The organism is Bradyrhizobium sp. PUT101 (assembly GCF_052043945.1).
In the GTDB taxonomy this organism is placed as follows: domain Bacteria; phylum Pseudomonadota; class Alphaproteobacteria; order Rhizobiales; family Xanthobacteraceae; genus Bradyrhizobium.
Genome location: NZ_CP197207.1, coordinates 6821229 through 6835114, shown reverse-complemented (window position 1 = coordinate 6835114; position 13886 = coordinate 6821229). Strand labels below are relative to the sequence as shown.

The 13886-nt window shown below is 65.7% G+C and carries 14 protein-coding genes; 11 read left to right on the top strand and 3 right to left on the bottom strand.

Annotated features, from left to right (window positions below; translation table 11 throughout):
* Positions 1 to 5: 5 nt before the first annotated feature.
* Positions 6 to 929: a LysR family transcriptional regulator gene (locus tag ACSHT2_RS32545; protein WP_319326106.1), complete on the bottom strand. Its 924-nt coding sequence runs from the start codon at positions 927 to 929 to the stop codon at positions 6 to 8.
* Between the two features lie 107 nt (positions 930 to 1036).
* Here ACSHT2_RS32545 and ACSHT2_RS32540 point away from each other — a divergent pair, with 107 nt between their 5' ends.
* The 11 genes from ACSHT2_RS32540 (at position 1037) to ACSHT2_RS32490 (ending at position 11905) form a co-directional block, all read left to right on the top strand.
* Entirely contained in the window at positions 1037 to 1360 is a 324-nt protein-coding gene (locus tag ACSHT2_RS32540) for a Dabb family protein (RefSeq protein WP_440639059.1), read from the top strand.
* Positions 1357 to 2436, top strand: coding sequence for a maleylacetate reductase (locus ACSHT2_RS32535; protein ID WP_440639057.1), 1080 nt, complete (start codon positions 1357 to 1359; stop codon positions 2434 to 2436). The genes ACSHT2_RS32540 and ACSHT2_RS32535 overlap by 4 nt, the downstream gene beginning before the upstream one ends.
* 4 nt (positions 2437 to 2440) lie before the next feature.
* Positions 2441 to 3814 (top strand): amidohydrolase family protein, encoded by a 1374-nt coding sequence (locus ACSHT2_RS32530; protein ID WP_440639055.1) that lies wholly within the window; start codon positions 2441 to 2443, stop codon positions 3812 to 3814.
* 21 nt (positions 3815 to 3835) lie between these two features.
* Positions 3836 to 4738 (top strand): NAD(P)-dependent oxidoreductase, encoded by a 903-nt coding sequence (locus tag ACSHT2_RS32525; RefSeq protein ID WP_440639053.1) that lies wholly within the window; start codon positions 3836 to 3838, stop codon positions 4736 to 4738.
* Between the two features lie 15 nt (positions 4739 to 4753).
* The gene (locus ACSHT2_RS32520; RefSeq protein ID WP_440639051.1) at positions 4754 to 5638 is read left to right on the top strand and encodes an intradiol ring-cleavage dioxygenase; all 885 of its coding nucleotides are present in this window, start codon (positions 4754 to 4756) and stop codon (positions 5636 to 5638) included.
* Between the two features lie 54 nt (positions 5639 to 5692).
* Entirely contained in the window at positions 5693 to 7087 is a 1395-nt protein-coding gene (locus tag ACSHT2_RS32515; RefSeq protein ID WP_440639050.1) for an FAD-linked oxidase C-terminal domain-containing protein, read from the top strand.
* Entirely contained in the window at positions 7084 to 8607 is a 1524-nt protein-coding gene (locus ACSHT2_RS32510) for a sugar ABC transporter ATP-binding protein (protein ID WP_440639049.1), read from the top strand. Before ACSHT2_RS32515 ends, ACSHT2_RS32510 begins: the two co-directional genes overlap by 4 nt.
* Complete coding sequence (locus tag ACSHT2_RS32505; protein ID WP_440639048.1) at positions 8600 to 9550, top strand: ABC transporter permease; 951 nt, start codon at positions 8600 to 8602, stop codon at positions 9548 to 9550. Before ACSHT2_RS32510 ends, ACSHT2_RS32505 begins: the two co-directional genes overlap by 8 nt.
* Entirely contained in the window at positions 9547 to 10524 is a 978-nt protein-coding gene (locus tag ACSHT2_RS32500; protein ID WP_440639047.1) for an ABC transporter permease, read from the top strand. The genes ACSHT2_RS32505 and ACSHT2_RS32500 overlap by 4 nt, the downstream gene beginning before the upstream one ends.
* Positions 10525 to 10566: 42 nt before the next feature.
* On the top strand, positions 10567 to 11541 hold the full coding sequence (locus ACSHT2_RS32495; protein ID WP_440639046.1) for a sugar ABC transporter substrate-binding protein: 975 nt from the start codon (positions 10567 to 10569) through the stop codon (positions 11539 to 11541).
* A 76-nt stretch (positions 11542 to 11617) separates the two neighbouring features.
* On the top strand, positions 11618 to 11905 hold the full coding sequence (locus tag ACSHT2_RS32490) for a YciI family protein (protein WP_271526241.1): 288 nt from the start codon (positions 11618 to 11620) through the stop codon (positions 11903 to 11905).
* A 3-nt stretch (positions 11906 to 11908) separates the two neighbouring features.
* On the opposite strand, the gene ACSHT2_RS32485 is transcribed toward ACSHT2_RS32490, so the two are convergent.
* Positions 11909 to 12886 (bottom strand): ABC transporter ATP-binding protein, encoded by a 978-nt coding sequence (locus ACSHT2_RS32485; protein WP_440639045.1) that lies wholly within the window; start codon positions 12884 to 12886, stop codon positions 11909 to 11911.
* Positions 12883 to 13872, bottom strand: coding sequence for an ABC transporter ATP-binding protein (locus ACSHT2_RS32480; protein ID WP_440639044.1), 990 nt, complete (start codon positions 13870 to 13872; stop codon positions 12883 to 12885). Before ACSHT2_RS32480 ends, ACSHT2_RS32485 begins: the two co-directional genes overlap by 4 nt.
* Positions 13873 to 13886: the final 14 nt, after the last annotated feature.

Sequence of the window (13886 nt, the reverse complement as noted above, 5' to 3'; positions counted from 1 at the left end):
GCCGCTCACTTCGCCGCGTCGATCCAGATGCCGGGCTGCGAATGCTCGCGGATGTGGCTGACCAGGAAGTCCGAGAACACCCTGATCTTCGCGGGCAGCCTGACGCGGTTTTGATAGGCGATGTTCATGGTGAGCAGAGGCAGCTCCCAGCCCATCAGGACCGGCACCAGCCGGCCGGCCGCGATATCACCCTGCACGATATAGAGCGGCTGGATCAGGATGCCTAGCCCTGCACGCGCTGCGCCACAGATGATCTGGCCGTCATTGCTGTCGAGCGTCGGCGCGATGCGGATGGTCTGCGTCGTGCTGCCCTGGCTCAGCCGCAGCGAATAGGGATCATTGGCGAGGTTGTAGATCAGCATATTGTGGCGGGCGAGATCGGCGGGATGCTCCGGCCAGCCGTGCTTCTCCAGGTAGGAGGGAGCCGCAGCCAGCACGCGGTGCATCTGGCCGATCCGGCGGACGATGATGTTGGAGTCCGGTTCGTGTTCCCGCGTGCGGATCGCGACGTCAATGCCAGCTTCGATGAAGTCGGGATACCGGTTTGCGCTGATGATCTGCACGCTAAGATTGGGATAGAGCGCGCGGAAGGCGGGCAGCATCGGCGCGAGATAAATCATCGCGAACGACAACGAGCTCGTCACGCGCAGCATGCCCTTGGGCGACAGCGCGCGGTCGGAGACGGCATCCTCAGCCTCAGCCAATTCGTTCAAGAGCGTGCCGCAGCGCTGCAGCAGCTCTTGTCCTGCTTCGGTCAGCCATTGCCGGCGCGTGTTGCGCTCGATCAGCCGGACCGCAAGCCGCTCCTCCAGCGCACTGAGATGACGGCTGACAGCCGCGTTCGACATCCGCAGCGCTTCGGCAGCTTTGGACAGGCTGCCGAGTTCAGCGGTTTTGGAGAAGACCTCGAGTTGGAGAAGCCGGTCCATTTTTTCGCAAACAGGAAAAGAGACTTACAAAGTTTGACCTTTATTTCCGATTTCTGCAAGGCAAAATGGCGCCAACAAAGCACTATCGCAGGCGAGGAAACTGGGAAATGTCGGGCCCGATCAGGCACATCGTGATGTGGCGGCTGCGCGGGGAGACCCCCGAGGAGCGCTCCGCCGCGCGGGTCAAGGTCAAGACCCTGTTCGAGGGCCTCAAGGGCCGGATCGACGGCCTCACCCATATCGAGGTCGGCCTCGACGTCAGCGCTGTCGACTATGCCTGCGACGTCGTCCTGTTCTCCGAATTCACCGACCAGGCGGCGCTTGCCGCCTACGCCCACCATCCGGAACATCTGCGCGTCCGCGAGGCGTTGGGCGACTTGCGGATCGGACGCTTCCAGGTCGATTATCCCATCAAAGAGACCGGCGCATGATCGGTTCGTTCACCTTTGAAAACCTGCCCTGCCGCGTCGTGTTCGGCAGCGGAACGCTGGCTTCCGCCAAGGCCGAGGTCGAGCGGTTCGGCGGCAAACGCGCGCTGGTGCTGACGACGCCGCAGCAGGAGGCGCAAGGCAAAAGCTTGGGCGCCGCGCTCGGCCCGCTCTACGCCGGCCTGTTCTCCGGTGCGACCATGCACACGCCGGTCGAAGTCACGGAACGCGCGCTCGCGGCGCTGAAGGCGTGCGAGGCCGATTGCGTCGTTTCGCTTGGCGGCGGCTCGACCACGGGCCTCGGCAAGGCACTGGCCTTGCGCACCGGCGTCAACCAGCTCTGCATCCCCACCACCTATGCCGGCTCGGAAATGACGCCGATCGTCGGCCAGACCGAGAACGGCCTGAAAACCACGATCCGCGACGCGGCCGTGCTGCCGGAGACCGTGATCTACGATGTCGATCTAACCCTGACGCTGCCGGCGAGCCTTGCCGCAACTTCCGGCATCAATGCGATCGCCCATGCGGTCGAGGCGCTCTATGCCCGCGACGCCAATCCCGTGACATCGCTGATGGCGGAAGAAGGCATCAGCGCGCTGGCACGCGCCCTGCCCGCGATCGCCGCCAAGGCCAACGACCGCGAGGCCCGCACCGAAGCTCTCTACGGCGCGTGGCTGTGCGGCGTCTGCCTTGGCACCGTCGGCATGGCGCTGCATCACAAGCTCTGCCACACGCTCGGCGGCACCTACGACCTGCCGCACGCCGAGACCCACACCATCGTGCTGCCGCATGCGCTGGCCTACAACGCACCGGCGGTGCCCGAGGCGATGGCGCGCATTTCGCGCGCGATCGGCGCTGCCGACGCATCGCAGGGGCTTTTCGAGCTTGCGAAGCGGCTGGGTGCGAAGGTCGGGCTGCGTGATATCGGCATGCCTGAAAGCGGCATCGACAAGGCGGCCGACCTCGCCGTCACCAATGCCTACTGGAATCCGCGGCCGCTCGAGCGAAACGCCATCCGCGACCTGATTGCACGCGCCTGGGCCGGCGAGCGGCCGGGCACCGTCAAAGCGGCGGCGTGAAGCGATGCGGCGCACACTGATCAAATCAGCCACCGTCATCAGCATGGATGACGCGATCGGCGACCTTTCGAGCGGCGATGTGCTGGTCGAAGGCAGCCGGATCGTCGACGTGCGCCCGTCGATCGACCTCGGCAGCGGCGCCGCCGAGACCGAAACTGTCGACGGCGCCGGGCGCATCGTCATCCCCGGCCTGATCAACGCGCACATGCACACCTGGCAGACGGGCCTGCGCGGCTATGCCGCGAACTGGACGCTGCTCGAATATTTCCGCCGCATGCATGCCGGGCTCGCGACCGTATTCCGGCCCGAAGACATCCATATCGCGACGCTGGTCGGCGCGCTGAACCAGATCAATCACGGCGTCACCACGCTGGTTGACTGGTGCCACAACAATCCGACGCCTGATCATACCGACGCCGCCGTGCGCGGCCTGATCGAGAGCGGCATCCGCGCCGCCTTCTTCCACGGTTCCCCAAAACCCGAGCCGAAGCCGGGCGAGCCGCATTTCTCGGAGATCCCGCATCCGCGCCGCGAGGTCGAGCGGCTGCTCGCAGGTCCCCTCGCCGACCGCGACGGCCTCGTCACGCTCGGTCTTGCGATCCTTGGTCCGCATTACTCGACGCTCGACGTCGCCATGCACGATTTCCGCCTGGCGCGAGAATTCGGGCTGATTGCATCGATGCATCAGGGCGGCGGTCCGGCCAAGACGCCCGGCGGCTGGGAGCAGCTGATCGAGGCCGGCCTCGTCGGCGCGGGCGTCAACATCGTCCATGGCAACGATCTGCCCGATGAACTCCTGGACCGAATGATCAATCTCGGCGTGTCCTTCTCGGTGACGCCTGAGAACGAGATGATCCAGGGCCACGGCTTCCCGATCACCGGACGCCTCCTGAAGCGCGGCGTTCGGCCGACCATCGGCATCGATCTCGAATCGGTGCTGGCAGGCGATCTCTTCTCCGCCGCGCGCATTGCGCTATCGATGCAGCGAGCGCTCGACAATGCGGAGTCTCGCAAAGTGAGCGGCACCATTCCGCCAACCACGACGATTCCCGTGCGCGAGGCGCTCCGCTGGATCACGACGGAGGGCGCGCGCATGCTCGGCCGCGAGAGGCAGATCGGCTCGCTGACGCCGGGCAAGCTCGCCGACCTCGTCGTCATCAACGCCTCCGATCTCAATCTAGTCCCGGTGCACGATCCAGTCGCGACCGTCGTGATGCAGACGAGCCTCGCCAACATCGAGGCCGTGATGATCGGCGGCGCCTGGAAGAAACGGAACGGCCGGCTGCTGGCCGAGGGGCTGGAGACGAAGAAGGAACTGCTGGCGCAATCCGGCCGGCGGCTGGTGCAGGACATCGAACGACAGAGACGGGTCGCCTAGCGAAGCCAATGGACAAGAACAATGACTGACGCTCTGAAAAACGTGGCTTTCATCGGGATCGGCAAGATGGGTCTGCCGATCTCGGCGCTCGTCATCAAGGCCGGGTATGCCGTGACCGCTTTCGATCAGAGTGCCGCACGGCTCGAGGAGGCACGCGCACTGGGCGTTTCGGTTGCCGCTTCGCCGGCCGCCGCCGTGAGCGGCAAGCCGGCCGTTGTCACGTCCCTGCCCGATGACGCGGCGTTACGCGGCGCGCTGCTCGGCCCCTCCGGCCTCATCGCCGCGATGGCGCCCGACGCTGTGTTGATCGAGACCAGCACCGTAAGCGTCGAGGCCTCGACCGAAGTTGCGGCCGCAGCGCAGGCGCGCGGCATTGCCTATCTCCGTTCGCCGGTCTCCGGCAATGCCAGCATCGTCCACACCGGCGCGCTGACCTGCTTCGTCTCGGGGCCGAAGCAGGCCTTCGACCACGCAAGGCCGCTGTTCGCAGCCTTTACCCGCGCGCAGACCTATCTGGGGCCGGCCGAGGAAGCCCGCTACGCAAAACTGTCCGTCAACCTGATGATCGCGGTGTCGGCCGCGATGATGGCGGAGAGCCTGGCGCTGGCGCGCAAGGGCGGCATCGCCTGGCAGGACATCCTGAAGGTGCTCGACGACAGCGCAGTTGCCTCGCCTATGGTGAAGTACAAGACCGCGCCGCTGCGGACTCGCGACTTCGAGTCCACCTTCTCCTGCAAGCAGATGGCCAAGGATCTCGATCTCATCCTCGATGCCGGGCACGCCGTCGGCGTGCCGCTTCAACTCGCGGCGCAAGTGCGCGAGACCTATAGCTCGCTGGTGGCGCAGGGCGACGGCGACACCGACTTCATCGCAACCGTCAAGCATCTCGAACGACTGTCCGGCCTCGGCGAGCCGAAGCTGTGATCAACGGAGGCACGCATGCGTAACTTCAACGAGAACACGATCACCGATGCGGTGCTGGAGCGGATCGCAGGGGCGACCGATCCGCGCATCAAGCAAATCAGCGAGGCCTTGGTGCGTCACCTCCATGCCTTCGTCCGCGAGGTGCGGCCGACCCAGAAGGAATGGGAGTACGGCATCGACTTCCTGACCCGCACCGGGCACATGTGCGACGACAAGCGCCAGGAGTTCATCCTGCTGTCGGACACGCTCGGCGTCTCCATGCTGGTCGACGCCATCAACCATCCGGTGCCGGAGGGCGCGACCGAAACCACGGTGCTCGGCCCGTTCTTCGTTCAGGCCGCACCGGAGAAGGACAGCGGCGCTGACATCTCCGGCCCGATGGAAGGCGATCCGATGCTGGTGACCGGCTCGGTCTCGACCGTCGACGGAAAGCCGCTTGCGGGTGCGATTGTGGACGTCTGGCACTCCGACGATGACGGCTATTATGACGTGCAGCAACTCGACGAGATCGGCGATCTCGCGATGCGCGCCCGCTTCCACACTGACGCAAACGGCCGCTTCCACTTCTGGTCGATCAAGCCTGCAGCCTACCCCATTCCGCATGACGGCCCGGTCGGCGAGATGCTGGAGGTTCAGGGACGCCATCCCTGGCGTCCGGCGCATGTGCACTTCATGATCTCGGCACCAGGGTTCGAAAAGCTCGTGACTCATGTGTTCGTCGCGGGTGACCAGTATCTCGACAGCGACGTGGTGTTCGGCGTCAAGGACAGCCTGATCCGGGAGTTCGTCCGCCGCCCCGCCGGCCGTGCGCCGGATGGTCGCATGGTGGACACCGAGTATTTTCATCTCAACTACGATTTCGGCCTGAAGCAGGTCGCGAGCAACGCGAGAGCCGCTTAAGCTGGGTTACGGACCAACAAGAGTCCGGCAACAGGGAGCAGACGGGAGCTGAGGATGGGACCGCGGGTCAGCACGGGCATATTGGCCGAGCGCCTCACCGGCATGATCGGCTCGCGCGCGAGCGTTGCGCGCGGCGTGCTCGATCAGCATGGGCAGAGCGAATCGCATTATCAGAGCCTGCCGCCCGATATCGTCGTCTTCCCCGAGACCACGCAGGAGGTCGCGGACATCGTCAAGCTCTGCGCCGGCGCGGGCATGCCGATCGTTCCGTTCGGCGCCGGCACCTCGCTCGAAGGCAACGCGGCCGCGGTCGCCGGCGGCGTCTGCTTCGATTTCGCGCGCATGAACAAGGTTCTTGCAGTGCACGACAGCGACATGGATGCCGTGGTGCAGCCCGGCATCACGCGCAAGCAGCTCAATGCGGAGCTGCGCAACACCGGCCTGTTCTTCCCGATCGACCCGGGCGCCGACGCCTCGATCGGCGGCATGACCTCGACGCGCGCCTCCGGCACCATGGCGGTGCGCTACGGCACCATGAAGGACAATGTCATGGCGCTCGAGGTCGTTCTGGCCGATGGCCGCGTGATCCGCACCGCCCGGCGCGCGCGCAAGTCGGCAGCCGGCTACGACCTGACGCGCATGTTCGTCGGCGCCGAAGGCACACTCGGGATCATCACCGAGATCACGCTGAAGGTGCATCCGGTACCGCAGGCGATCTCGGCCGCTGTGTGCAGCTTCGACACCCTGCACGATGCCGTCGATACCGCGATCTCGGTGATCCAGTCGGCGATCCCCGTCGCGCGTATCGAGCTGCTCGACGACGTCATGATGCGCGGCATCAACGCTTATGCCAAGCTGGGCTATCGCGAGGCGCCCACCCTGTTCTTCGAATTCCATGGCTCCGAGACCTCCGTCGCCGAGCAGGCCGAGGCCGCGCAAGCGATCGCGGCCGATCATGGCGGCCACGGCTTTGCCTGGGCCAAGGCGCCGGAGGACCGCAGCCGGCTCTGGCATGCGCGTGACAACACGCTCTATGCCGGTCTCGGCCTGCGGCCCGGCGCGCGGGCCGTGATCACCGATGTCTGCGTGCCGATCTCGCGCCTCGCGGAATGCCTGACCGAGACGCGGCGCGACGCGGACCAGCACGGCTTTGTCGCGCCGATCGTCGGCCATGTCGGCGACGGCAATTTCCACATGCTGATCCTGATCGATCCGGCCAAGCCGGAGGAGGCCGAAGGCGCCAAGGCGCTGCAGGCCCGCATGGTCGCCCGCGCCATCGCCATGGACGGCACCTGCACCGGAGAGCACGGCATCGGTCTCGGCAAGATCGGCTATCTCACCGACGAGCTCGGCGAAGCTGTCGACGTGATGCGACAGATCAAGACCGCTCTCGACCCTGATGGACTGATGAACCCCGGAAAGATCTTTGCTGGCGGAGCCAAGGCATGAGCGACGCACTTCCGATCGAGGTCACCTCGCCCACACCGCTGCTGGAGCTGCGCGGCATCAGCAAGGAGTTTCCCGGCGTCAAGGCGCTGGATGACGTGTCCTTTGCCGTCCATCCCGGCGAAGTCCACATGCTGCTGGGCGAGAACGGCGCCGGCAAGTCGAGCCTTATGAAGGTGCTGTGCGGCGCCTACCGCGCCGACGCCGGCGAATTCTATTACAAGGGCGAGACGGTCGCTATCGATTCCACCGCGGACGCGCAGAAGCTCGGCATTGCCGTGATCTTCCAGGAATTCTCGCTGGTCCCTCATCTCGACATCGCCCAGAACATCTTCCTGGGACGCGAGCCGAAGGGCCGGATCCCCGGTACCATCGACCGCCGGAAGATCTTGGCTGATGCGAGGCGCGTGCTCGGCACGATCGGCTTCGACATCGATCCCTCCACCACCGTCGACAAGCTCGGCGTGGCGCAGCAGCAGATGGTCGAGATCGCGAAAGCGATCAGCCAGAACGCCCGCATCCTGGTCATGGACGAGCCGACCGCAGCGCTGTCGGACCGAGAGACCGAGCTGCTGTTTGCGCTGATCGCGCGGCTGAAGGCCGACGGCGTCTCCATCGTCTATATCTCGCACCGTATGGCCGAGGTGTTCGCGCTCGGCGATCGCATCACCGTGCTGCGCGACGGCCGCCGCATCGACGGCGTCCGTCCCGCTGACGTCACGCCGGACCAGCTCGTCCGCATGATGGTCGGCCGCAACGTCGACATGACCTATCCGCGCCATTTTGCCGACAAGCCCGGCGACCTCCTGCTCGAGGTCAAGGGTCTGACGGCGCCGACCGGCATCTCGGACATCAATATCGAGGTGCGCCGGGGCGAGATTGTCGGCCTGTGCGGCCTCGTCGGCTCCGGTCGCAGCGAGGTCGCGCGCGCCATCTTCGGCGCCGATCCCGTGACGTCAGGCGAGATCATCTTCGACGGCAAGACCATTTCCGGCGAGCCGGACCTCGCTGCCCGCCGCGGCATCGCGTTGATCCCGGAGAGTCGCAAGAGCGAGGGCCTCGCGCTGCTGCGTTCGGTGAGCGACAATCTGGTGGTGTCGGCGCTGCGGAAACTGTTCCCGAGCGGCCTGTTCGACCAGCGCCGCGCGCAGCGCACCGCCGACGGCCTGATCCGGCAGCTCCGCATTGCGACCCCGAGCGCACGCCAGACCGTCGGCCTGCTCTCGGGCGGCAACCAGCAGAAGGTCGTGATCGGCAAGTGGTTGGCTGCCGGCTCAAAGCTGTTCATTTTCGACGAGCCGACGCGGGGCATCGACATCGGCGCCAAGTCCGAGATCTTTGCGCTGATCGACCGCCTCGTCGCGGAAGGCGCGGCGGCCCTGATGATCTCGTCCGAGCAAGTCGAGATCTGCCATGTCTGCGACCGCGCCTATGTGATGCGCGAGGGGCGCATTGCCGGGCACCTGACGCGCAACGAACTGACGGAGGAGAACATCGTGCGACTGGGGATGCATCATGCGTGAAGCCGCGATCGTCTCGGAGCCCAATCCGCTGCAACGCATTCCCGGCGTTGCCATGGTGCTGGTGCTGCTGATCGCGCTGTTCAGCGTGATCGCGCCCGGCTTCCTGTCGGTCGCCAATCTCTCCAACGTGCTGGTGCAGTCGACCATCCTGACCATGCTCGCGCTGCCGATGACGCTCATCATCATGACGGAGGGGCTGGATCTGTCGATGGGCGCGGTGCTGACGCTGACCTCGCTCTGCGTCGCCATCGTGTCGCTCGCGACCAAGTCGATGCTGCTCGGCTTGGGTGCCGGCCTGCTGGTCGGCACGGCCTTCGGCCTCGCCAATGGCTGGCTGGTCGCGATCGTGGGCATTCCGCCCTTCGTCGCGACGCTGGGCACGCTCGGCATGGCGCAGGGGCTGTCGCTGATCGTCAGCGACGGCCAGAGCGTGGTCGGCATTCCCCACAGCGTGCGCGACATCTACTCGGCGACGCTTCTCGGAGTTCCCGTTCCGATCGTGATGGCGCTGGTGACCTACGCGGCCTTCCACGTGCTGCTGTATCATACAAGGTTCGGCACCTACATCTTCGCGCTCGGCGGCAACCGCGAGGCGCTGCGCTATGCCGGTCTCTCGCCGAACCGGCTCCTGATTGCCGTCTACGCGATCGGCGGCGCGATGGCTGGCATCGCCGGTCTCTTGATGACCGCGCGGATGAACTCCGGTCACCCCACCGCCGGCCTCGGCCTCGAATTCGATGCCATCGCCGCGGTCGCCGTCGGTGGCACCTCGTTCGAGCGCGGCAATGGCTGGCTGCTCGGCACCCTGCTCGGCGTCCTCTCGGTCGGCGTGCTACGCAACGGGCTGAACCTGATCTCGCTGCCGTCCTCGGTGCAGGTCGCAAGCGTCGGCGTCCTCGTCATCCTCGCTCTGTTCCTCGACGGCCTCAGGAGCCGCGCATGACCGACATCACCAAGGGCGCTATCGCGCCGCCCCGCTCCTTCCTGTCGCAGGACGCGATCCAGGTGTTCTATCGCCTGCTCGCGGCGCTCTTGATCTGCGCGGTGCTTGCCGTGCTCAGCGATTCCTTCCTGAGCCTCGGCAACATCCTCAATGTGCTCAGGCAGGCGAGCCTGACCTTCTTCATCGCCTCCGGCCTGACGCTGGTGGTGCTGACCGCCGGCCTCGATCTGTCCGTCGGCGCCAATGTCGCGCTGTCCGCCTGTATCGCCGGGACCGTGATCCACACGACCGGCTCGCCGGCGCTCGGCATCCTCACCGGCCTTGCCTGCGGCGGCATCGTCGGCATGCTCAACGGCATCATGGTCACTGCGCTGCGCATCCCCTCCTTCATCGCCACCTACGGCATGCTCTGGGTGCTGAACGGCCTCACCTATTGGTACATGGCGGGTGAAACCCTTCACGGCTTCCCGGCAGGCTTCCGCCAGATCGGCAGCGGTTACCTGTTCGGCCTGCCGATCCCGGTCTACCTGCTGCTGGTGTTCCTCGGCATCGGAACGTTGTTCGCGCAGCGCACGATCTGGGGCCAGGAAATCTATGCGATCGGCGCCAATCCGGTCGCGGCGCGGCTCTCGGGCATCCCGGTCGCACGCCGCCTGCTTCTGGTCTATGCCGTCTCCGGCACCATGGCAGGGCTCGCCTCGATCATCTTCCTGTCGCGGCTCAATTCGGCCGAGGCCGACATCGGCGAAAGCCTGACGCTGCCCGCGATCGCGGCCGTGCTGATCGGCGGCACCTCGCTGTTCGGCGGCGTCGGCACCGTGTTCGGCACCTTCATCGGCGCGCTGATCCTGACCCTGGTGCTGAACGGCATGAACCTGCTCTCGGTCAGCGCCAACTGGCAGCCGCTCGTCACCGGCGTCATCGTCATTCTCGCGGTCTGGCTCGACATGAAGACCCGCCGCCGCGCGCAATGAGCACTTAGAAGTCCAACAAGCAAAACGAGGGATGGAGGCAACATGAAACGGAAACTTGGCTATCTGGCGCTGCCGCTGCTGATGGCGGCCGCGTTCACAACGCACGCGCGCGCCGACGGCGAGACTATCGCCGTCTTCACCAAGAACCAGACCAATCCGTTCTTCCAGACGGTGCGGGTCGGCGCCGACAACATGGCGAAGAAGTTGAACGCGAAGACGCTGCAATACATCCCGACCAAGCCGGACTCGATCCCCGAGCAGCTCAGCCAGATCGAGGACGTCGTGGTCAAGAAGCCGAGCGCGATCGTCTTCACGCCGGTCGATTACAAGGCGATGGTACCGGGCGTCGAGAAGATCAACGAGGCCAAGATCCCGGTCGTCAACATCACCGACCGCTCAGCGGGCGGCAAGTTCTTGTCCTTCGTCGGCGCCGACGATTACAGTCTTGGGCTGGAGACCGCGCGCTTCCTGCTGAAGACCCTGGGCGGCAAGGGCAACATCGTCATCATCGAGGGCGTCAAGGGCTCGCTGACCAATGTCGACCGCGTCCGCGGCTTCAACGACGCGCTGAAGGAGAATCCGGGCGCCAAGCTCCTGGCCTCCCAGCCCGGCAACTACCAGCGGCTCCAGGCGCTCCAGGTCATGGAGAACCTGATGCAGTCGAACTCGCAGATCGACGGCGTGCTCGCCGCCAACGACGCGATGGCGGTCGGCGCGATCGAGGCGCTCGACGGCGCCAACCGCAAGGCGCAGGTGATCGGCATCAACGGCACCAAGGAGGCGATCGACGCGATCAAGTCCGGCAAGCTGTTGGCGAGCGGCGACTACAACGGCTTTGCGCAAGGCTGCCTCGGCACCATGATGGCGATCCGCTCCTTGCGCAATCAGCCCGTCATCAGCGAGATCGTGCTGAAGCCGACCGTCATCACCAAGGACAATTACCAGCCGTTCGACGTACCGCTGGAGCAGCGGACCTGCCCGACCTTCGAGGACGCCGGCAAGCTCGGCACAAAGTAGACCGCCCGATCACGTCAAGTCTGGACGGCCGCCCCCGCGGCCGTCCCAAGAACCGAAGCAATAAACGGAGACCACCATGCTGTTCGCCATTCACGCCCTCGACCGCACCGGTGCGCTGCCCACGCGGCTCGCCAATTACGACGCGCACAAGGCATTTCTGAGCGACACCTCGCGCTTCGGCGTCAAGATCGTGATGTCGGGACCGCTGGTCTCCGATGACGGCCAGGCGATGATCGGCAGCCTGTTCCTGATCGAGGCACCTGGCCGCGCCGAGGTCGAAGCCTTCAACCGCGCAGATCCCTTTGCTGCGGCGGGCATCTGGGAGAAGGTCACTATCACGGGCTTCCTGCGCCGGCAGGGTTGAATCCTACGGCAGCTCTTCGAGGTGACAGGCCACCCACTGCTCGGCTCCGGTCGTGCGGAGCGTCGGTTCCTCTGTCCGGCAGCGGTCGAAGACGAACGGGCAACGGGTGTGAAAGCGGCATCCGTTCGGCGGGTTAATCGGGCTCGGCACGTCGCCCTTGAGAATGATGGGATTGCGCTGCGCCCCGGGCTCCGGCAGCGGCACCGCCGAGAGCAGCGCCTTGGTGTAGGGATGCCTTGGCGCGGCAAAGATCTCGCGGCGCGGTGCCACTTCCACGATCTTGCCGAGATACATGACCGCAACGCGATGGGTCATGTGCTCGACGATCGCGAGATCGTGGCTGATGAACAGCAGCGCGAGGCCGAACTCGCTCTGGAGATCCTGCAGCAGATTGACGATCTGCGCCTTCACTGAAACGTCGAGCGCGGAGACCGCCTCGTCGCACACGATCAGCTCGGGTTCTGCCGCGAGCGCGCGCGCAATGCCGATGCGCTGACGCTGGCCGCCGGAGAATTCGTGCGGCCTGCGGTTCAGCGCCTCGCGCGGCAGGCGCACGGTGTCCATCAGCGATGTGACGCGAACCTCGAGATCCTCCGCAGACTTGGCGAGGCCGAAATTGCGGATCGGCTCGGCGAGAATATCGCGCACGCGCATGCGCGGATTGAGGCTCGAGAACGGATCCTGGAACACAACCTGCACGCGCCGGCGCATCTGGCGCATCGTGCTCGGCGCAGCGTCGTCGATCCTCTGGCCGTCGAGGATGACCTGACCCGAGGTGATCTCGAACAGCCGCAGGATGGCACGGCCGACCGTCGATTTGCCGCAGCCGGACTCGCCGACCAGCGACAGGGTCTCGCCCCGCGCGATCTCGAACGACACGCCGTCGACCGCATAGACGAACTCGGACTTGCGCCCGAACAGGCCGGTCTTGACCGGAAAGTGCTTCTTGAGGTCGTTGACCTGGAGCAGCGGAGGACTCATGCCGCGACGGCTCCCTTGGCGGCGTAATGACAGGCGGCGACGTGGCGCGGGCCCTTCTCTTCCAGCCCCGGCGCATATTGGCGGCAGAGATCGGTCGCGAGCGCACAGCGTCCGGCAAAGACGCAGCCGGTGATCGGCTTGCGGAGATCCGGCACCTGCCCGGGAATCTCGGCGAGCCGCCTCGCGGTGCCGGACAGCGACGAACCGAGCCGCGGCACCGCACCGAGCAGACCCTGTGTATAGGGATGACGCGGCGAACGGAACAACTCGGCGACCGGCGCCTCCTCGACCTTGCGGCCGGCATACATCACCATGACGCGCTCGGCGATCTCGGCGACGACGCCGAGATCGTGGGTAATGAGGATGATCGCGGCACCCACGCGGCGCTTCAGATCCAGCATCAGCTTGAGAATCTGAGCCTGAATCGTGACGTCGAGCGCGGTTGTCGGCTCGTCCGCAATGAGAAGCTTCGGATTGCAGGCGAGCGCGATGGCGATCATGACGCGCTGGCGCATGCCGCCGGAGAGCTGGTGCGGATATTCACGCACGCGGCGTTTCGGCTCGGGAATGCCGACCAGCGCCAGCATCTCGATCGCGTGGGCCTCGGCGGCAGCCTTGTCGAGGCCCTGATGGATCATCAGCGTCTCGCGGATCTGGCGGCCGACGGTCAGGACCGGATTGAGGCTCGTCATCGGCTCCTGGAAGATCATCGAGATGTCGTTGCCGCGGATCGCACGCATCTCGCGATCGGACAATTTCAGCAGGTCCCTGCCCGCAAAGCGGATGCTGCCTGCGATCCTGCCCGGCGGCTCCGGGATCAGCCGCATCAGGGACATCGAGGTTACCGACTTGCCGCAGCCGGACTCGCCGACGATGGCGAGCGTCTCGCCCTCGTTGACATGGAAGGACACCCCGTCGACGGCGCGATTGATGCCGCCCGGTGTGCGGAAATGGGTCTGGAGGTTCTCGACTTCGAGCAAAGCCATCGCGATCAGCCTCG